This window comes from Pseudobacteriovorax antillogorgiicola (assembly GCF_900177345.1).
Lineage (GTDB): Bacteria > Bdellovibrionota_B > Oligoflexia > Oligoflexales > Oligoflexaceae > Pseudobacteriovorax > Pseudobacteriovorax antillogorgiicola.
On the sequence record NZ_FWZT01000011.1, the window covers coordinates 46,372 to 67,065 of the forward strand.

15 protein-coding genes are annotated in these 20,694 nt (G+C 44.6%); 7 read left to right on the plus strand and 8 right to left on the minus strand.

The features are described 5' to 3' along the window. The first annotated feature begins 95 nt into the window (after positions 1 to 95). Positions 96 to 485, plus strand: coding sequence for a PilZ domain-containing protein (locus B9N89_RS15265; protein WP_132320211.1), 390 nt, complete (start codon positions 96 to 98; stop codon positions 483 to 485). A 7-nt stretch (positions 486 to 492) separates the two neighbouring features. Then, positions 493 to 2,592, plus strand: coding sequence for a tetratricopeptide repeat protein (locus B9N89_RS15270; RefSeq protein WP_159455396.1), 2,100 nt, complete (start codon positions 493 to 495; stop codon positions 2,590 to 2,592). Positions 2,593 to 2,865: 273 nt separating this feature from the next. On the opposite strand, the gene B9N89_RS15275 is transcribed toward B9N89_RS15270, so the two are convergent. Together B9N89_RS15275 and B9N89_RS15280 are read right to left on the minus strand one after the other, a co-directional pair. Further along, positions 2,866 to 3,897 carry a hypothetical protein gene (locus B9N89_RS15275; RefSeq protein ID WP_132320207.1) on the minus strand — a complete coding sequence of 344 codons (1,032 nt, stop codon included), beginning with the start codon at positions 3,895 to 3,897 and terminating at the stop codon, positions 2,866 to 2,868. Positions 3,898 to 3,910: 13 nt separating this feature from the next. Further along, positions 3,911 to 5,683, minus strand: coding sequence for a coiled-coil domain-containing protein (locus tag B9N89_RS15280; RefSeq protein WP_132320205.1), 1,773 nt, complete (start codon positions 5,681 to 5,683; stop codon positions 3,911 to 3,913). A gap of 274 nt (positions 5,684 to 5,957) precedes the next feature. Here B9N89_RS15280 and trhO point away from each other — a divergent pair, with 274 nt between their 5' ends. Next, positions 5,958 to 6,992, plus strand: a complete 1,035-nt coding sequence (trhO, locus tag B9N89_RS15285; protein ID WP_132320203.1) for an oxygen-dependent tRNA uridine(34) hydroxylase TrhO — start codon at positions 5,958 to 5,960, stop codon at positions 6,990 to 6,992. Positions 6,993 to 7,036: 44 nt separating this feature from the next. Here trhO and B9N89_RS15290 read toward each other — a convergent pair whose 3' ends face one another. Then, positions 7,037 to 9,103 carry an ATP-binding protein gene (locus B9N89_RS15290; protein WP_132320201.1) on the minus strand — a complete coding sequence of 689 codons (2,067 nt, stop codon included), beginning with the start codon at positions 9,101 to 9,103 and terminating at the stop codon, positions 7,037 to 7,039. 198 nt (positions 9,104 to 9,301) lie between these two features. Next, entirely contained in the window at positions 9,302 to 9,826 is a 525-nt protein-coding gene (gene msrA / locus B9N89_RS15295; protein WP_132320199.1) for a peptide-methionine (S)-S-oxide reductase MsrA, read from the minus strand. A gap of 149 nt (positions 9,827 to 9,975) precedes the next feature. Between msrA and B9N89_RS15300 the strand changes: the two genes are divergently transcribed. Next, on the plus strand, positions 9,976 to 10,728 hold the full coding sequence (locus B9N89_RS15300) for an outer membrane lipoprotein-sorting protein (protein WP_132320197.1): 753 nt from the start codon (positions 9,976 to 9,978) through the stop codon (positions 10,726 to 10,728). Between the two features lie 18 nt (positions 10,729 to 10,746). Here the strand turns inward: B9N89_RS15300 and B9N89_RS15305 are convergent, their stop codons facing one another. Both B9N89_RS15305 and B9N89_RS15310 read right to left on the minus strand, forming a co-directional pair. Next, complete coding sequence (locus B9N89_RS15305; RefSeq protein WP_132320195.1) at positions 10,747 to 11,166, minus strand: VOC family protein; 420 nt, start codon at positions 11,164 to 11,166, stop codon at positions 10,747 to 10,749. Between the two features lie 94 nt (positions 11,167 to 11,260). Continuing rightward, positions 11,261 to 11,770, minus strand: coding sequence for an HNH endonuclease (locus B9N89_RS15310; protein ID WP_132320193.1), 510 nt, complete (start codon positions 11,768 to 11,770; stop codon positions 11,261 to 11,263). 421 nt (positions 11,771 to 12,191) lie between these two features. Here B9N89_RS15310 and B9N89_RS15315 point away from each other — a divergent pair, with 421 nt between their 5' ends. Next, the gene (locus tag B9N89_RS15315) at positions 12,192 to 12,383 is read left to right on the plus strand and encodes a hypothetical protein (protein WP_132320191.1); all 192 of its coding nucleotides are present in this window, start codon (positions 12,192 to 12,194) and stop codon (positions 12,381 to 12,383) included. Between the two features lie 141 nt (positions 12,384 to 12,524). Beyond that, entirely contained in the window at positions 12,525 to 14,618 is a 2,094-nt protein-coding gene (locus B9N89_RS15320) for a hypothetical protein (RefSeq protein WP_132320189.1), read from the plus strand. A gap of 449 nt (positions 14,619 to 15,067) precedes the next feature. Here B9N89_RS15320 and B9N89_RS15325 read toward each other — a convergent pair whose 3' ends face one another. Next, complete coding sequence (locus B9N89_RS15325; RefSeq protein ID WP_132320187.1) at positions 15,068 to 16,606, minus strand: CBS domain-containing protein; 1,539 nt, start codon at positions 16,604 to 16,606, stop codon at positions 15,068 to 15,070. Positions 16,607 to 16,615: 9 nt separating this feature from the next. After that, a complete protein-coding gene (locus B9N89_RS15330; protein WP_132320185.1) occupies positions 16,616 to 17,011 on the minus strand; it encodes a hypothetical protein in 396 nt (131 codons plus the stop codon). Between the two features lie 208 nt (positions 17,012 to 17,219). On the opposite strand from B9N89_RS15330, the gene B9N89_RS15335 reads away from it, so the two are divergent. Then, positions 17,220 to 20,630 carry a GMC family oxidoreductase gene (locus tag B9N89_RS15335; protein WP_234996116.1) on the plus strand — a complete coding sequence of 1,137 codons (3,411 nt, stop codon included), beginning with the start codon at positions 17,220 to 17,222 and terminating at the stop codon, positions 20,628 to 20,630. Positions 20,631 to 20,694 lie beyond the last annotated feature (64 nt).

Here is a 20,694-nt window from a genome sequence, read left to right on the forward strand (position 1 = left end):
CATTTGATTACTCCGTAATCAGCCAGACAAGTTTTGCCTAATGAGACACGAATAGAACTACCGATAACTTACAGAGTGCAAATTATGGGGCTTGCATGATGGCTAGCATTATTCAAAAGATCACAGATCTATTTCGAGCTGAGCGCCGTGAGGATCGGTACGCGGCCTATGGAAATTTTCCCGGTAAATTTAGCAATAAGCAAGGCTCTCCGTTTTCCGTAATGCCCATTGACATTAGCTCCCGGGGCATCGGACTCCTCATTGACCCAGCCCCCTCAGTCGGCGAAATTTTGAGCTTTTCCTTTGTCGCTAGCGAAGACATGGGTCCTTTGCATTTCCGTGTCATTCACGTTGGCAGAAATAGCATTAGGCCTGTAAACAGTCTCGAAAAGATGAGGCGATGCGGGCTTGAAATGCTACCTGAACACTCGGTGGACCTCATTAGCCTGATGGCTTCCCAGGATGATTTTATGGTGCAGGAATAGAGGATACATGGCCCAGCTACCACTCCAAAACCTCGTAAACAGAAGCTGTCGGATAACTGTGATCAGCGATCAAGATCAGATCCGTAAAACTCTGTTAAAAAATCTTAGACTAAAAGGTTACAAAAATGTGATGGTTCAGGGATCCCTAGGAGAATTCATTTCTCAAAAAGGCTGGGAAAAGACTCAGTGGCTTATCACTCCCCCGGAACGAGGCAAGCAAATTGATATCCTTAGGGTTCTCAAAAAGATTATCAACTCCCGTGCCCAAACTCGTGTAAGCGTGCTGCTCTATAACAAAGATGTAAAGATTCTTGAAAGTGCATTTCGAAATGGTCTATTGTCTTGGTTTGGTGCCGAAGACATTCTGGTTTCGGATGAATCGTTCCGAATCCAATTGGATCGATTTCTCCTCAGAGCAAACCATTGTTTACAGAGCGACCTGAAGGAGGCTCTCCTTACCGCCATCTATTTCAGGAAGGCTCTAACGATTCAAAAATCATGGGAATCATTGATAAATCTTGAACTAGATCTATGTCATCGATTTTCAAATAAGCCAGAAACCTTGGTTAAACTTGCCGAAGCTTACCTACTCGCGGGGGAATTCCATCAAGGCCGGATAATTTTAGATAAGGTTAAACAGATTAATTCACCAGATACCTACGAAGGCATTGAACGCTTAACCAAGAACTACCCTCAAGCGACACAGACCAACCCATCAACGGCGGCCAAAAACCATATCGACTCTGCGTTTGTCATTGAGGCAGATGATACCGAGTATAGTAAGATCCTCGAAGGCTTTGCAGGCATTGGTCTCACCAAATTCTTCCGCTTTCCGAATTTCCAAGAAGCTTGGAATGCGTTGCAACACGGACCTCGTCCAGATATTATAATCACCGAATGGACCCGTAAATCAAAAGATCTCAACAGCGAACAATTCTTGCAGCGAGTGCGGGGGAAATTTGGAACGAGAATTCCTTTTCTACTTCTGATTTCATCGGTACCTGCCAGAGACTACCAGCTCATCACAGATATGCGGGTTTTACAATTGATCAAGAAGCCAGTCCGGCAGCATAACTTTTTGATGGCCCTCACTTACGTGATTGAGCAACACAGAAATCCGACGGAACCCAAAACCCAAGAAATTAAGATTGAACAACTTCTTCGCGATGGAGATAATCCCTATATTCAGTTTCTGAGGGGTAAATTTCTAAGCGATAAAACCATTGATCCAAAACGAAAGTTTTATATTGAAAGCTACTACCACTTTCAGAGGCGTGATTACCAGAAGGCAAAAGACCTACTCATGAAAGGGATCAAAATCCCTGCTAAGGAAACTGACAGTCACATCCTGCCTAATCTAGATAAGAAGATTTTACTTTCGTCATGCTTCCAGCACTTGCAAGACCTATCCTCAGCAATCAAGCTTCTTGAGATTGCTCACAAAGATTCACCGCTCAATGTCGAGGTGAGTACTAGACTGGCTTTATTGCTATACCAACACGGGGAGCCAGAGCGAGCAAAGGAGCTATTGGAAGGAGTTGAAAGTCAAGATCCAGGGCACCCTGAGTTCATATCTGCAAAGACCCAAATTGCCGTTTTTGAGGGTCATAACGAGCACGCTGAAGAACTTCTTCAAAATGCGGGCAACATCATTGATATTATCGCCGCTATCAATAGCCAAGCTGTTAAGAAAATCAAAGATCAAGAGTTTGATACGGGATTTAAAATCTATCGAACCCTTATCCGCTCGATTCCAGAAAGTGTTTCTGAATACCAGGGAATTGTTTACTACAATCTAAGCCTTGCTTATCTAAAATCTGGTATGGAAGAGGAAGCTGAGAAAACACTAAAGGCGGCGATGGGATATCGAGGCTCGAAAACTAGTAAAAAGGCAGCTATACTGCTAAAGAAGCTAGAACAAGCCCAAAAACAAGGTAAGGACATCAAACGACTCTTCCAGGATGATGACCATCGCGACGAGTCCGATATAGATGAGACTGATTCCTTTACCATCGGATTACATGGTATCCTCAATCAAATTCCCGCTCGATCCCGCTACAAACAAATTAAGCCTGCGGATGAGCAGGTTAAGGTACAAGCCTCATAGGTCTTCAGTCAAACTAAGGGCTTGCAGCATGCACACCTCAAGCCACAACTACTTTCAGGAAGACTCCTTTCCATAGCAAGCAATGAAATCGTCGCCATCTATTGCTACATAGATACCCCATGAACCCTTACTTCTATAAGTATCATAGGGTTTGCCCCCTTTAATAGTTGTACCTGAAGATACTTTTGTATCGGCGTTAGAAATCACTTAGAGACAAGAAAATCCGCAAGGAAAAAACGGCACGAAAACACTCCCCCGATGCTCGTCAATAGTCTACGAGGCTTGGTGCCCGTCGTCGGGGTTATCGCCATCGGCGTGAACAGGGTGTTCCCCCTGCTCCCCCTCTTCGTCGTGATCCTGAAAGTACTCAGGGAAGAATCGAGCATTGTTAAGTAAGAATTGATCGCGTTTGAACTGCTCTACAAAGCGAAGGGCTTCACCAGCTTCCATATCGAGGCGATCTCTCGCTTCAACGAAGGCAGCGTCGTGATGGCTAATAACATTATGAGCAGCCTTGTTCCAGACGATTTCAATGGTGTTGGTGAAGCGGTTGATCACTGAGTAGTAGATGTTATCAGGAGACAGCAAGGTATTTGCTACCGTCATCAGGACGGATAACAAGATACCAACGATCGAGGTATTCATGGCAAAGGATATTTTACTCAAGAAGTTATCCATCACAGCCTTGCTCGCAACCGAGTCTGTAACATCCATACCACCGAGAGCTGGCAAGCCTTCCATGATACCAAGGAAAGTCCCAAAAATTCCTCCGATTACGAAAAGTCCTGGTAAAATGTTTAGAAAGCTATTGATGAGATTCACAGGAAGATAACCGAATAGTCGCCCAAAGATTGGGTTGTGTTCGAAAACTGCTTTGGTAATTTCGAGAAACTTCGGGTGATCATGCTGGGGCTCTAAGTAGCGTGCCTGTCGCAAAAAATCTAGGATAATTCGCGCTGTTCCTTCCTGAACCATAAATATCCTGTCATTTAAAGTCATGATTTGATCGGGGTGACGACGACCATACTTACGACGCAGCTCGAAGATTTCGTGGTAGGTTTTCTGCATTGTATCTTTAAGGATCGTAAAAAATGATACTTCCTCATCGTGCCTCAGATGAGATAGGACACGATAGACCCTTTTTTCTAGCTCTCGAACGAACCAGCTCTGTCGCTGGACGGTGATGTAGATGAGCGTTCTGAAAATCAGTGCCAAACCAAAACCGACTATCATGATCGGGATTAGATTATTCGCCAGAAACACGATGGCATCAAAAAGCGATCCTAACGGGTGTTCTTGTTGCATGTCTCGTCCATCCTTAGTCTTTCAAGTTAAACCTGATAATCACATTCTGTGATTTTTTACAGTCATATTTTTTACAGAAGCTTTTCATATCCATATTGCTATCAACACCACCTTGAATCTCTTGAGTAAAGAAGCTTCTACCCGTGACTTTAACAAGAGGCAAAAGTCTCTGCTGATAGTCAAAATTCATTCTATTTGTATTAAAGATATGCTTAAAGATCGCTCTAGCACGCTTGTAACTCAAATCTAGATTGTAGTTGATCGCAGTTCGATCTCGGGGATCCAAACTATTTGGATCAACAACTCTATTTTTGTAAGTTGGAGAGGCAAATCCAACAATCTCAACTGAGTTAATAAACTTAGAGATCGAGGTATCTTCAAACAAGGACTTTGCATAGATCGGAACCGCCTGGTTCAAGACCTCTGTCATTCCCGATTTGATAAAGTATTTACCAGTATCAAAGTATTCTTGGCCAAAGTTCAAGATCAGATCGCCATTATCGGGATTAACACTGACATCCAACCCAGAGTTCCGAAAGCTTTCCGCAATCTTTTTTGCTACTTCCTTGCGACGATTCGCCTTTGCTTCGGCAGCTTTGAGAGCCTTTGCCATTTCAACAGCTTCAGCCTGCCTCTCTTGCAAAGCTTCTTTCAGCTTACCTTGCTCATTTTTTGCTGAAGCCAGACTTTTCGATAGATTCGCATTTTGCGATGCGAGGCTTCTCTGCTTGTCCCTCAGCTCCGTCATTTTCTGGTCCCGTTGCTGAAGCTCATCCTTAAGCCCACTTAGTTTTGAGTTAAATTTTTGCGCCTCAGCTTCCACCTTCGCGCGATATTCTCTTTCTGCCTGCAGTTTTTCCTGGGCCGTTAATTGAGTTTTCTTTAGTGTTTCTTGGTACTTTTTCTTCTCTTCCTCAAGAAGGGACTGGTGAGCCTGCTCCAACTGCTGGATCTTTGCCTGACTTTGAGCCTGAGCTGTTTCTACTTGTTTGATAAGTTGCTGGTTGCGCTGGGCCTGTTCAGCTATAGTGCCTTTCGCATCTTCAAGTTGCTGAGTTTTCTCTTGAAGAGCCATCTGCCGCGATTCCAGCTCTTGCCGCGCTTGCTCAAGCTTCTGCTTGCTTTCCTCTGTAATCGACTCAATTTGGGTCTTGAGTTCTTTTTCCTTCTGGGCTGCTGCGATTCTTGTCTGTTGCTCTCGTCGGCTGGTTTCTCTTAGCTTACTCACTGTTTTATCTAGTTCTTCACCGGTCACATTAAGCTCACGTTGCTTCTTTCTGAGAGCAAACTCTAACTCGTTTAGCTCCTTCACACGCTGGGATAGCTTTTTCTCCCGCACCTTGACATCTTTGGTCGAGTTCATATTAGCAGTAATTAAGTTCTTGATAGTTTCCTGATAGCGATTTAGCTTTTCAGTCTTCTGCATCTCTTCAGCCAGTTGCTTCTTAAGCTCTCTTTGTTTTTCAGTGCTCTTATCTCCGAGAAGATCTAACTGGGAAATGACATCGTCGTAGAGCTGCTTTTCAGCCTTAGTCGCTTCTTCATCGACATAGTTTTTTGAAATTCTTTCATAGACCCGAATTTGCTCCTGCAAGCGTCTTTGGTCTTCAACAAGATCAATCTGCTTTAGCTTTGCTGAATGACTCACTGTTCCGGTGCGAAAGCTTGCCACCACATAGAGAAGCAAAAACAGAAACGAGAGTGCCATGAACAAGTCACTATAGGAAGCCCAATGGCTCCCACCATCGTCTTGCTGTCGCCTGATTTTTTCATAATCAAAATTCATGAGATCACTTCAAAATAAAACTTTCTGGGACTCAGACTGGTTTCGGACTGAATATGAAAAATCTTAGACATCCCAGGTTAAAGAAAGTGCAAGTATTAGATCTTTCTTCACTGTTTTCGATGGGTTAGTTGTTTTACCCCATATCTAGAAAAACGCCCTGTTCTGAGGATCTGAAAGCAGAAAACTCACCAAGAATGGCCTTGATCAGGGGCAGAGAAGCCGGTATAAACATGGGCTCTAACTGACGTTTGGACCGTCGAAAGGAAATTTAGTCATGTCATTTCAGGATCTTAGAACGATCTCGTTCTACCAATACAAAAATATTTCGGAACCTCATAGCCTCCGCGAAGAGCTTTTTAGCACTTGGTCGGCCCTAGGAATTATTGGCCGCATCTATGTCAGCAGCGAAGGAATTAACGCCCAGCTGAGTGTACCAAACGAAAATTTTGCAGATTTTCAAAATCACGTGCACAGTATTTTTCCTAAAGTCCCGTTTAAAGTGGCACTTGAAGAGTCAGCTCTGCCTTTTAAGAAGCTCATCATCAAGGTTCGGGAAAAAATTGTCGCTGACGGGCTTAACGACGAAACGTTTGACGTCACCGATGTCGGTCGTCACTTGAGTGCTGATGAGTTCGATCACGCCCTTGAGCAAGACGAAACTATCGTCGTGGATATGCGAAATCATTATGAGTGCGAAGTAGGTCACTTTAAGAAGGCTTACTTGCCCAAGGCCCAAACCTTTCGCGAAGCACTTCCCGAGGTAGAGGAATATTTGCATGGTCAGGAAGACAAGAAGATCCTCCTCTATTGCACGGGTGGCATCCGTTGTGAGAAGGCGTCAGCCTATTTCAAGCACAAGGGCTTCAAAGATGTGAACCAGCTTCATGGTGGCATCATCGACTACGCCCGCCAGATCAATGAAGAGCAGAGGCAGAGCAACTTCATCGGCAAAAATTTTGTCTTTGATGATCGGCTTGGGGAATCGGTAACTGACGACGTGATTTCAAACTGCCACCAATGTGGTAACTCCTGCAACACCCACACAAACTGTCAGAATCCTGGATGTAACTTATTATTCATTCAATGCGGCAGCTGTAAGGACGATATTGGAAATTACTGCTCCTATCAGTGCCGAGACATCGTTCAGCTACCTCGCGAAGAACAAATTAAGATCCAACAGCGGCAGGACGAAAAAGGCTATAAATTCTATCGAAGTCGCCAAAAGCATGATCTCATGAGAATCGCCGCAGAGTATCGGGAAGCACAAACCAGATCACAAGACCTAGTGCCTCCAAGCCTACCTCAGTAGGCTACTCAAAAATCTTTTAGTTTTAAGTTTGGAAACCATATGCCCTATGCAGATAGGGTACTCACTTCAGAAACTGAGCCTCGTTCTGGCCACTGAAGTTTAAATGTGGTGCCCCTTGCACTAGTCTTCATCAGATGAAACTTTCCCCCTACCTGTCGCGCATCACATGCAACTGCATCCATTCCCACACCACGCCCGGAGAGATGGTCTACTGTGTCACGTGAAGAGAATCCTGGATGGCAGATCAAGTCGAGAATATCGTCGTTGGACCAGCGATTGAAGTGTTTGACTTGCAAACCTTTGCTGACAGCCTTTTTCCAAAGACTTTCCTTGTCGATCCCTCGACCATCATCTGATACGATAACTTCCCATTCACCACCTGAAAACTCAACTTTGACAGAAATATCACCTTGAATCGATTTATTTTTAGACGAGCGTTCCGTAGGACTCTCGATACCATGGTCCAAGGCATTTCTTAAAATATGTAAGATATTGTTCTTCATAAAACGAAAATCGGTTTCGTTCATCTTCCCGGGCTTCGAGACCCAATCAATGTTAATCTCTTTACCCAGTTCATCTGCTATCTGCGTCATGGAGCAGGAGACTTCTTGGGTAAATCCGTTCCATTTGTAGGACCACGAATTTTCTTCGCCTTGAGAGTCTGCGGCAGCAGTTTGCTGAAGAAAGTCACGGATGGCTTCAAGGGCTTTTTGCATTGAGCAAAGGTATGATTTCACGAGCATTGTGTCTTCGTCTGTTAATATATCACCTTGTCGGCTCTTTTCAAGAATCGACTCAGACTCATGACAGAGTTGATCCATAAAATCAAGACCCAAGGATCGTGAAGCACCTTTCACCGTGTGCAAGATTCGGAACGTCTCGTCTAGCTGATAACCACCTTTCACATGAGCGATAGCCTTAGCCATACTCATAGCATGCTCGTCAGCATAGCCGAGAAGAGATTGCTTTTTCCAGGGATCCGCAAGATGATCATGAATCTGAACAAGGCCCTCAACAGTCTGCCTTGCTCCAAAAATTTCCACATTTCTTAGAGCTTGCTCACCCGCTTCACTCCGAAAAGTTACGATAATTTTTTTAACCTTATCACCCTCAATGTAAGGGGCATAATTAAACTCATAGAGTCCGTTATGGTCCCCAAACGAGACCGGTAAATGGCGGGGGGACGATTTCATGATGTCGCCAAACTGTTCTGGCAGAAATAGATTGAATGCCGTCATCAGGCAGCCTTTGAGCTTCTCTAGTTCATGACCTGGTGATGTCACAACCTCTGAGAGAACTTCGATGAAAGCTTGCCCTTTGAGATCTTTTTGTTTGAGCAAAATTTTCGCACGATCAGAAACACCCTCTTGGATCGTTAAGGACTCATCAATGACCAGCAGGCCTTCGTGCACCAGTCGAACGATAGAGTTCAAGTACTGATTATCCGACTTCAATTGGTTTGTTTTCATTTGTTCGCGATCGTTTTGAAAGTTCTTAGCCTGCTGCATCTGGCTCGATCGAAGAGCAATATGATTAAATGCCATGGCCATCTGCTTAGTCTCAGCGGAGCGAGACTGAAAGCTGACGTTATCCTTGCCCTCGGCAAGAGCTATCAACGAATCTCTTAGGGCCTGAAATTCACCCATCATATACGAACTTAGAAGCTTTATCAGCATCCAGATGCCTAAAATTACAATGGCAAGAATCGCAAGGTTCTCCATCCACATATTGAGAGCCCGCTCTGACTCGATTCTGGAAAGATTGATCAAAATAACCTGATCCGTTCGACGGGACACCCCAACGATCCATGTATGTTCACCAACCTTAAGGGTCTTGACCTGAGGATCTTGCGTGCCCCCAAGCTTCTTTAAAGCATCGATTCCCTTTGCCAGTTGTGGATTCAATGTTCGCTCAGAGACCTTTTCACTAAGTGAGAAATGCTCCATGAATGGAGTTTTTAAATTTGGATTGGGGTTGCTTAAAGCTTGTATCACGTGAGTCGTCTGCTCAGAAAGAATGATCTGCCTCAGAGCGTGAAGCTGATAAACCGAGAGATAAGCCCAACACAGGCACGCCACCACAGTAAGCACCAGAAAGGATCTTAGTTTCATTGTTTTCCAAGCCCATTGTATTGTCCGAGTTTCTACTTAATTCATCGGAATCAGGGCAAAGAAATCTTATTAACACTAAACCTTCTATATTACATTAATATTATCGATACCTTAAAACGTTCAAAAAAAATATTATTTGCTATACGTAAGATTTGGAAGGGAGAATACGGCCAAAGGACTATTTCGTATCGTTATTTTTTAAGAACTTTTATCATCCCAATGCTGCTTTAAAAAAGCATGCCTACCAGAGCCAACCTTGTAATTCTGGTAGTGGAGCGGATTTTTCTCAGCGTAATTGCAGTGATATTCCTCCGCCTTGTAAAAAGCACTTGCCGGTTCAATTGCAACTCGAATGGGCTCCTTAAAGAGGCCACGGTCTGCCATCCTATTCCTACTTTTTTCAGCGAGCTGCTGCTGAACGTCATTATGGAAAAAAATTACAGGCCGGTATTGGTTGCCCCGATCAGCAAACTGCCCTCCGTCATCAGTTGGGTCTACATTTCGCCAGAAAACTTCGAGAAGGTCTTCATAGGTGCAAGGGGGCTCAAACGCAACTTGGACAATCTCCACATGGCCGGTACTCCCGCTACACACTTGCTCGTAACTAGGATTTGGCACCTCGCCCCCCATGTAACCTGGCACCGATGAGATGACACCATCAATCCTTAGAAAGGGAGGTTCCATACACCAGAAGCATCCTCCACCAAAGCTAGCTAGTTCCATTTTACTCTCCTTATGGGCCTGTTTTCATTTTTCAAATTTGATTCTGTCAATTTCCGTCAGCGAGATAGATCGAAAAAGTACTAGAGTTTAGCAGCTCAATTCCGAAGAACTCGTAAAAGGATCAATTTGCACCCTAGCGCGAGGTTCTCATGAAACATGCGGCAATCTTCTTAACCCTATTCCTTGAGCCACTATTGATGGCCCAAGAGCCGGTCAATGAAGACGCCGTTGCTATACTGGACCGTATTGATAGCCTCTACCTTTCAGAAACAGCAAGTTCCAAGATCAGACTATATGTGTTTCGCCCTGATTTTCAATGGAGTTACAACCTAGAGTGGTACTCAAGAGGGCGAAACAATGCTTTCGTCCGCATCAATTCACCTCTTGACTACCGGGGCCGCGCCATTCTGAAAGTAGGCAAAGAGATGTGGTTCTACAACCCTAAAGAGGATCGCGTTAGCCAAATGTCGAGAGCTGGAGCCCTCAGGCGATTCTTGCAATCAGAATTTAGCCGCGACGACTTTATGAAAATAAATAGGTTGTCAGAAGAATATAACGTCAATATGCGTCAGATGGAAACCACACTTCGTCTCACACTTACACCAAAAATGATCACCCCCATTGTGTGGGACAAGATTGTATTTGAAGTCGATCAGGAAACACTTAGCCCCTTAGAGAAGATCTATTTTAATGAGCGAGGGAGAATTTCCAAGAAACTAGTTTATTCCAAACCTGTCGAGATCAATGGAAAGATGGTCCCAACAGTTTTGGAGATGACAAGTTATCAGTTTAAAAATTACAGGTCCCGGATTGAGTATCTTGATCTTCAGCTAGACGGCCCCATAAAACCCCATATATTCTCTATGAAACACTTGAAAAATCTACTCTACGAAGAGCAATAACCGTTTCTATAAGTGAGACTACCAGGATCCTGTGCTTTCCATAGAAGCCCAAGGCTCCTTTGGCTCCAAGCTCCCACCTTTTTGAAGCAATTCGATGGAAATATCATCTGGGGACTTTACAAATGCCATGCGCCCATCCCGTGGCGGCCTAAGAATCGTAACACCGGCTTTTTGCAATCGATCGCAACTTTCGTAGATATCATCGACAGCAAACGCAAGATGACCAAAGTTTCTTGCATCACCATAATCTTCCGTAGAGTCCCAATTATAAGTCAATTCGACTTCTGGTTCGCCATCTTCAGTCGCAAGGTAGATCAAAGTGAAGCGCCCCTGCTCGCTTTCATACCGTCTGGTTTCTTTCAAGCCGAGATGGTCACAGTAAAAGGCAAGAGATTCCTCGATATTTCGGACTCGGACCATTGCATGTAAATATTTCAAGGCTACTCCATATCAATCGTTTAGCGATATCATGGTGTACCACGGTCAGAAAAATCCGCAAACTTGAGAATTTATGCGGCACAGCTGCTCAACCCTAAGAGTGGGCCGCTCCAAAAAGCTCATTGAGGCCGAATTCTTCAAGCTGATTCAGAATGTATGTGAATGCACTTGGTCGCTTCGGTTTCGCTATCAAGACCATCTTGGCTTGGTCCAGCGTATGATTGCCTTTTTTACGATTGCACTGTTCACAACAGCATACCGTATTTTCCCAGGTGTCGCCGCCACCCTTGGACTGCGGCACTACATGATCGATAGTTGCACTTTTGGCGTTGAGCTGCTTTGCGCAATACTGACATTGAAATCGATCTCGTTTAAAAACATTGATTCGTGAGTAAGGAGCCCCTTGATGAAGGCTCTTGATAACGCTGATATAGCGCTTGAGGCGAATGACCTTGGGTGCTGAAAAGGATCTTGAGACCGAACGAACCTTTGTCACATGAGACGAGATCATCTCAGCCTTCTCTTTCATCACCAGAGTTATTGCTCGCTGCCAAGTAACCACATCAATCGGTTCGTAGCTGGCGTTTAAGACCAAGGTACGCATAGGCAAACACTCCCGGTTTTTGATAAATTATACCGTTCAATCCCATCATTTTTAAAGAAAAATACGCGAGCCTGAATAAACAAGTCAGACCAGATTCCTAGGGCGGGCTCGAACCCAGCCTACGATGACTCAAAAGGGTGGGGATCCGATAAATCTAGAGTAAAGGAGGCTAACTCATTTCGTATAGGTAATCTTCTTTAGAGAGCTCCTATCAATAATTACCAGACATATAGATTGCTAAGGTCTCTTTATCGTCACCCAAACAAACACTGAATTCTCATTGGTTTTAGTACCTTAAAAATACTTCAAACACCTTTAAACGACGGTTTTTCAGGGAATTCGCGCACCTAGTTTTTTTTAAAGTATTTTCTGAGAGTTCTCGATATTGGCTTTAGATGGGTTACACACAGGGGATAGACTTATGACTTATGAGTTTCACTTAGAAAAGCCGCTTCCAAGCTTTGTAAAAGACACACTTAAGATTCTAGATAGCTCCGAAACTCAAGAGGACTATATCTATAAGATTCAATTCGAATCGACCTTAGAACACGAAGAGTTCTGCGAAATCGTCTATTCGATTCTCGATATTAACGGTTCCGAAGAAGCGGCCTGATATAGCAACGATCAATCCCTAGGATAGAGCGTCAAGCTGCCCTGTGATACCATCATATTTAGCAATATTTCTCTTCAGCAAGCCAGCCTCCACCATGTCGGCCCGCAGGCTTGCTCAAGCGACTATGACTGAGGGGACAAGATGAGACTCGCCATAGCCATTCTAGGCCTGGGCATTCTGTGTCTCACAGAATCATCATGCACCAAAAAGCAACATTCCGAGCAGAACGAAGCGGTTACTCTTCAGCAAGACGTAACCAACACTCTCTCGATGCAAGCTAAGCCCATTTCCTGGAAAGATTTGCTGGCAGTGGCCATTGGTAAATCAGATCCAGAGGCGAGCTTCGGTGATTTGGTCGGTATTCATAAAAGTGGGCGAATCGTCAGACTCTCTCTACCAAACTGTGTTAACTGCAAGATCCAAAACATCATTCCCGGGCCTTCTGGATTCCTGATCCAGGGTTTACTCAACCTAATCGACGACAGCAAGAATCTTGTTACGGCAACCGTTATCCACTGGAATGGAAAGGAAGTCAGTATCGTATCTGATCAAAAGGTTTCCAAAATCGACTTAAAAGACGGCCTTATCTCGCTTGAAGTGGCTCATGAGAATAAGCTGAAAACGGTAGACCTTTCGTCGAAACCTATATTTGAAGTCGGCTCAGACACTTGGCAGGACTTCGCAATTCAGGAAGATGGCAAGATTTTTATCGCTAGCTCAGAACCATGGCCCAAAATAGAAAAAAGTCATTACTTCATCGAATCGGGAAGCCAACTACTTATGGGTCATCATTTCACCCTTGATACGAACTATCAGTCACCAAAGTCCTATTCATACAACCAATGTTTTCCTCCTGCCCAAATGTGGAAGATCTTTTTCACCCAAGGCAAGCGAGTGACTCGCAGCACGATCCCGGCTCTCTCGCAGAGTGGCGCAAAGTTCCATCAAGGGGACCATCATATTTTCGCGATTGGTCAACAGGGTGATTTAGCTACGATCTCGAACTATGCACAGATTCCAGTCATTGAAGACATCCTTGAGCGAGGTTTTGGCCACAGCCTTGACGATCATAACAATCTGTTCTTTGACGGACACAATGTCTATCGAGTTCGCCAAAACATGGACCGGATCACGATAGTACCCCACATTCGTTTGCAATATGACTTCAAAGATCAGGACTATGCAAGAAACCTATTTGGCCCGAACCATGGCTTTAAAAAGGAGCTTGTGGCCATTACGGGAGATGGAGACCTGGTTTCGTTCAATAACGAGAGTGGGACGATCCAGCCCTTATCACGACGCAAGATCAGTTATGAAAGCGAGTTGGACCATGTGGTTTTGATCAAGAGCAAGGATAGTATTTATGGACTTGATTTAATTAGACGAAAGGTCCTTGCCGGAGACCAGACGGACCAAGAGCTGCGCCTCAATCCGGTGCTAACCATGTTAAATATCAAACACATTGAACAAGTTCGCTTTTATCAAGGGCAGATCATTTTTCTAGCAGATCAGATTCTATGGCAACTCAAGCTAGAAACCATGACCTTAAGGAAGTTGGCCACCGACCCAACTTGTGACCTCAGCTTTGGCTTTAGAGTCGATCAAAAAGGCCATATCCAAGCCCTTCAACGCTGTTCCCACAAGGGGACATTGGTTGCGATCAACCTAAAAGGCAAAAAAAAGCTACCGGTGACCATGATCCAATCGCCCGAACTGTCCTCGCTGATTCGCCTTGGCAAAGTCGAAGGTGTCCACCTTCTGAAGCTCAAGGACCAGACTCTCATCACAGCCACTGACACCCAGGTTTGCCAACAGCTTACCTTAAGTCAAAATCATTCTGATCCGAGCGCGAGAGCCCAATTTATACCCCAAGACCGAATTGAACGTCTCCGGTCTTCGACACGTTTTAAAGAGCCTCATGATGTTTTCGTGCACCAAGCATTCAGTTGGGACGAATCAACAATTCTTGTTAATGGCCAGCAGAAGACCTCTTGGGTAAGTCATATAGTAAAGCCACAAGAGAGCTATCAAGTTCACCCTCTAACAGGCCTGGAAGCCCACGAGTTTTTGAGCCTTGATAATGGGCGAGCCTTGGTCCACGGCTACTTGAAAGGAAATCCATTTACATATATTGTCTTCAAGGATGGTTCGTCTGCCATCACAATTGACGATCAAGAAGGCCTCTACCTTGATCAGCTCTCTGCCACTCCTCTAAATCGATCTCAACTCAACTAAGCCTGCTGTGCATAGAACTCACTTCAGCCACCTAAAAAACAAAAGCGCCAGCTCGGAGAGCTAGCGCTTGACTGGCTGCACAGCCAGAAAAATGTCTTCTAAGGTATTTCTTACTCTGAGTCTAAAACTTCAAATAAGGAGCAATCACCGACATAACAACTGGAATTAGTATACTGAAGTAAAGCAAGTTCTTGAATTTCACTTTCTCTGGGCACGCACGCGAGTCAGTGGCGTTTAGAGCCATATCATTGTTCATGACTTTCAATCTCCTCAAGGGGTCACTTTTTTGTAATTGCTGTAGTATTAATAGTTTCGGCATCCGAAAAATGATTTCAAAGGAAAACTGATTTACCGTTTACAATCCATAGGTTAATTGGGGTATTTATTGTAGGACCTCAAGCATCCCGATTGTAGAAGGTCTAAGTCCCTAGGAATACACAAAATAAAATCTACGCTGCGTCGACGAAATAGTGGAAAGACGAACGCCCTATACGCTTGGCCTCGTGACGATCAATTGCGAAAAAAGCGGCGACCTCAGTCCGAAATCCAGGCCTGACGTTGAAGACAACAAGGTCTGCTCCTTCTACGATCATATAGAGGCCCCGTCCTGCTCCACCCTTAGTGGTATCGACAGATCCAGCTTGATCTGAGTAACAGCTTTCAAGGTACTTGAAAACTGTATTTTTCTTTATGGAGCCAAACGGATCAATTGCAGCGACACCCACGTAGGAACCATCACAACCGTAGGTGAAATGTGCCATCTGTTCAGGGCGAAGTTTTACTGCCACCCGGCGGTCGAGAGTGTTGTACAAAGCTTCTCCATCTTGATCCACAGGCGCATCGTAGATAGCGTTGAGTAGAAGCTCTTCGGCAACCATTGAAATTCTGGTTGTGAGTGCCTTAGTTAAGCCAACATCTCTGAAATAATCTTTCATATGGTCTATGGCTGACAGCCTGTGATCGCTTCCTTCAATTGTTTCCTTGTAGATTTTGGTTCCTGATTCTAAGTACTTCTCTATTCCAAAGATATCTCCAGTGGTGATCTTTTTAATGGTGCTCAGCACTCCTTTGAGCGTGAACTTATAATCAGACTTACTAAGAGACACAATATTGTTGACGTAGGGATAGGGGGCTAGACGCGGTATATATTCATCGGGTGACTCTGCAGTTAGCAAGACAATCTTCGTGTTGGGATTCTTATCGCGGGCAATAGCAGACAATTTGATCATTCGCTTATCTAGTATAACAATTTGATAATTCCCTTCGTAGATATACTTCTCGCCTTTGTCAACTGTTTCAGCATAGTCTATCGTGCCTCCAGTGCTTTGAAGAGCCATACGGGTAATCCGCAATGATTTACTCGACTCACCACAAAATAGAATCTTGAGGTGAGATAGGTTTAGTGGGCCTTCTTCATAGATCATTTTGATTTGCTCTAACTCACTTTTCACTTGCCCCACTAAATCACCATAAAAATCTTGCGTTAAATTTGTGACTTTATCTACTAGCGAGGCATAAATACTATCCTCAGCATCATCTGCAAGCTGAAGATGGGGCGTTGGTTGCTGATCAAGAGAGTATCCTAGCAAACTGTCGTGAGCATGAATGATTGCATCAACGACCTCTTCTAAAGAGATAAAACCTAACAACCTCTGATTTTCGACCACTGGTAAGCAATGATAGCGATTCTTGGTAAATACCTTCAAAGCTTTTTCAAGTGAACAGCTTGGGGAGATTGTGGTAGGGTTTGGTGACATTAGGTGTAGGGCTCTAGTTTTATCCGTCATAGCCTCGCCCTTGATCAGGAAACGCTCCACAAAGTCATGCTTTGTGATTACCCCCTTCAAGACCGAATCCTTAACGACTAGGACGGCATTAGCCCCTTTTTTCGCTAAGATATTTAAAGCATCGGAGGCGTGCTGCTCAGGTTCAACAGTCCAATTGCTTAGGCTTTTTTCTTGTGTCTCTATTAATGTTCTGACATCCATGTCTAACTCCTAGCTGCCCACCGGGGTGAAGTTACTATCACCTTGACCCGCACACATTCCTTGGGCAGTTGCAATATCGAACAAAGGCCCATAGTAGATTTGCCCTGGGTCCTGACTCAGCCCTGTCTCATAAGTTGACAAAGAGCAGGTACCAAGTTGATTTTCCGGAGGGCAAGATTCACTGACCCATCGTCGGTCATCACTCGATTCGCAACGAGACTGTAATGATGCAATATCAGCGTCTGACTGCCCACTGAAGTCTTGACAAAGTAAGAGTCGATCGCCTTGGACCGTTTGGCAACTCAACGATACAGCGGTCGCTAAATCCTCACTTGTCGTAGGATCAGATGAATTTTTACAGGAAAACCCTGAAACTGCCACCAAAACTGATAACACTCGAAGCATCTAGCACCTCCTTAAACAGGGAGTCGGTTCTTCACAGCACACACTTAATCTGAAAGCTAGGCAATTCCGTGGAGTGACATATTTTCCTAGCACTTCCTTCATCGCACCAAGAGCTCTTACGAAAAACAGGGTGGAAGCCTCAAAAAATACCCTCACCATCCATGCAAGGGCTTAGACAATGACAAAAACCCTGAATTTTCAAGAAACCATGAGCGGCGTTATATATCCAAGCCAGAAGCAAAAAAATTTCGAATTGAAGGATGATCAACCTAACCACAAAATTATTTTGACGATGGAACTCTCACTTCAAGACCCCCCATCCTTGCTTCGTGACGGTCACGTTTCGGGAACAATCAATGGCTGGGTCGAATCTGATGCCTTGGGTGGCATATCGCTCATTGAAGACGGCATGGTTTCGCTATTTACCAATTCAATGCTTGAGGATGTTGAGCGTGAGATGACCTACTCATTAGTAGTTAAGTCACCAATGCATGGCTTGCTAACTATCGACGGACGAAAGCTTCTGAGGGGCTTAAACCCACTCAAGATCTGGTATGAAACCACAACATTAATGCTTCATATCAGAAAATGCACACCAAGAAGCAAAACAACCGAGTCCCTTTTTGAAGGCCAGGCATCGGTATCAGCCATGGGATTAATCCATCATCTGCGATCTATGACTACTAATTGTAGTGACTCACGGGTTGCTGCATCATGTATATCTCAATTCTTAGCCGGATTTGTTAGGAATTGTTATGAAATATATGCACAACCTATGGCCTCCCGAAACCAAACTTTATCTGACCAAAACTCTATACCAAAATTTCAGGATACCATAGTCATTGGGTCTGGTTATGGAGGCGCTATTTCAGCTGCCAGGCTTGCATCTAAAGGCTATCCAGTAGCTATATTGGAAAGGGGACGGGAATTTAAATCAGGTGATTTTCCAGATTCAAGTCTAAAGGCTCTTCGTGAATTTCAAGTCAATCACTTCTTAGCCCCAAGAAACCCTAGTGGCCTATTTGATTTTCGGACATTTGATGATGCTGCGGTCGTTGTCGGTTGTGGTCTGGGTGGAACATCTCTTATAAACGCCAATGTGGTTGCTCCTCCTGACCCTGGTATCTTTAGTCACTCGTCTTGGCCTGAGGCTATCCGTCGTAAACCACAGCAAATGAATCGCTATTTCCATGTTGTAAGCAGTGTTCTAGCTGCTAAACCATTCCCAGAAAGTGGCGAGAAGCCCCTCGCCAAAAGAAGGCTATTTCGTGAGTTTTCGCAAAAGCACCAGATCCCTCTGACAGACCCGCCCTTAGCGATCAACTTCGATGGGTCCTGCTACAACAAATTTGGTGTGAAGCAGAGCCCTTGCATCTCCTGTGGTAACTGTTGCTCAGGATGTAACTATGGAGCAAAGAACAGCCTTGATAAGAATTATCTACCCATGGCTAAGAGTTTTGGGGCGCGCATCTTCACTGGTATCGAGGTATCTCACATTGAAAAGTTGGATAACCATGACTATCAAGTCTACTACTGGAATCATAGTTCCTCCAAAGCTTCAAAGAGGCAAGAAAACTTACAGGTAGTTCGTTGTCGGCAATTGATTTTGGCAGCTGGTGCACTAGGAAGCCCTGAAATATTGCTTCGCAGCCGCGAGCTTGGAGGAATTCAATTATCTTCCACTTTGGGTAAAAGTTTCTCACTCAATGGCGGCACCATCGGCTGGATCTACAACACAGATAAAAGTGCTCATCCCATCGGCTTCAATCGTCAAAGTTCGCCAGAAAAAAGACGTAAATCTCAACATAGGAAAGACGATTACCAGGGGGAGGAACGACGAAAATCTAGCGCTTTCCATAAGGTCTTTAAGGCTATGAAAAGCAATCGCTATCGTCCTCAAGTAGGGCCAACAATCACGAATATGCTCGACTATCGGAGCCTGAGTTCTAAGCAGCAGCCCCACCAAGGAGGATTTGTCATCGAGGATTCAAGTATCCCTGGAGTACTTTCGCCACTTCTCCCTTGGGCTGTCACCATTAGCAGTTTTAAGTTTGGACAATCTCCAGGAGATCTCAAGATAAAGTCACTTGCCCCCATTGCTAGATCACTCATCAAAGGATCCTACCAAGGGGCAATTGATAACTCACTAGCCCTGTTGGGGGTCGGTCAGGATCGCCAACAAGGACAAGTTTTTCTTCCCGACTATTCGGGTACCAATGACCTGCTTCGCAAACGCCTTGATCTGTCGTGGCCTGGGCTTAATCGAAGCCCTTGGTACAAAGAGATTCATAGAGAATTTAATAAGTTTCAGCAAGACTTAGGTGGAATCTTCGTCGATTACAATGGCCTTGGACTCAATCGCCCGATCTCCGTTCATCCCTTGGGAGGTTGTGCCATGGGAGAATCCCACGAAACTGGAGTTGTGAATCATCGATGCGAGACCTTTGATCCACAGGGAGGCATTCACAAAGGGCTGTACGTCTGCGATGGCTCAATCATCCCAACCTCAATAGGAACAAACCCTCTTCTTACTATCTCAGCACTAACAGAACGATCAATGGACTACATTCAAAACTATTCAGCTGGTGAAGCCCCTAAATACATGGAACCCTTGCCAAGGAAGCGATTCGACTCCCCAGATATACCTAACACCAAGCGCTTGGTTCAATTTAGTCAGAGATTTGCTAGAGGGTTCCAATATCAAACTACAACGAAGTCTTCGTCACACCTAAGAGTCTTCGCCAAGCACACCCAGTGGAAAATTAGAGCAAATGATGGCTCGCTCGTGACTCTCACGCGACTCCAACGAGACTTCAAGGCTCGCTCTTGCATCATTCTAATGCCCGATATTTACCAAAATTTCGAAGATTATACTTCAGGCGCCATGGCACCCTTAAGTCAAGCAGTGCTTGATCAAGGATATGACCTAGTCATTGCCGATTCTCGATTGACGAGGTTGCGGGGCAAATCCCACTCCATCGAAACCTTTGATCACGTCGCTGCCTACGATATTCCGATTATCATGGAGGACCTTGGATCTCTTAGCTATGAGCATCAACATCTTATATCTCCTGGCTTCAGCAACTTCGCCAGCCTCCTAGCGTGCAACAACATTTTGTTTAGAAGTATTAGCTCATATATTTCTCTTGGGATCTCTTTCATCCCCAATATCTCTCCTGCCTGGCGGAAGACCTCGTCAATTTCGAAATCGTTTCAGTGGATTCCAGGCCTATCATCAAGCTGCCTCCCACGCTCTTACCAAAGCCACCTGGAGCGCATGATTCGTACGGGCCATATTTGTCGATTTCATAACAGAAAACAGGACTATCTTAGCTCACTACCGAAAAACCCGGTGGAGGACTTCGTAAAATCAGGTATTCCGACCCTCTTTATTGCTGGCAAGGATGATAGGTTGTTTAAGTCGTCTCAGAAGGACGCCTTTGCTTTACTAGAAGAACTCAGTCCCGGAAAACATCAATATATAGAGATTCCCAAGTACAACTATCCTGACCTAATTTCTTCTCCAAAGTGGAATCAAGATGTCGGTAACTGGCTCTTTCCATTTCTAAGATTACAGGAAGAGAAAAAACGAGGTCTCGATCCGGCTAACAGTATGTAAAACATAAAAGCTAGGTAATTAGAACCAAGATATGGCGCAATCTACCTTCATGTAAAGGGTGAAT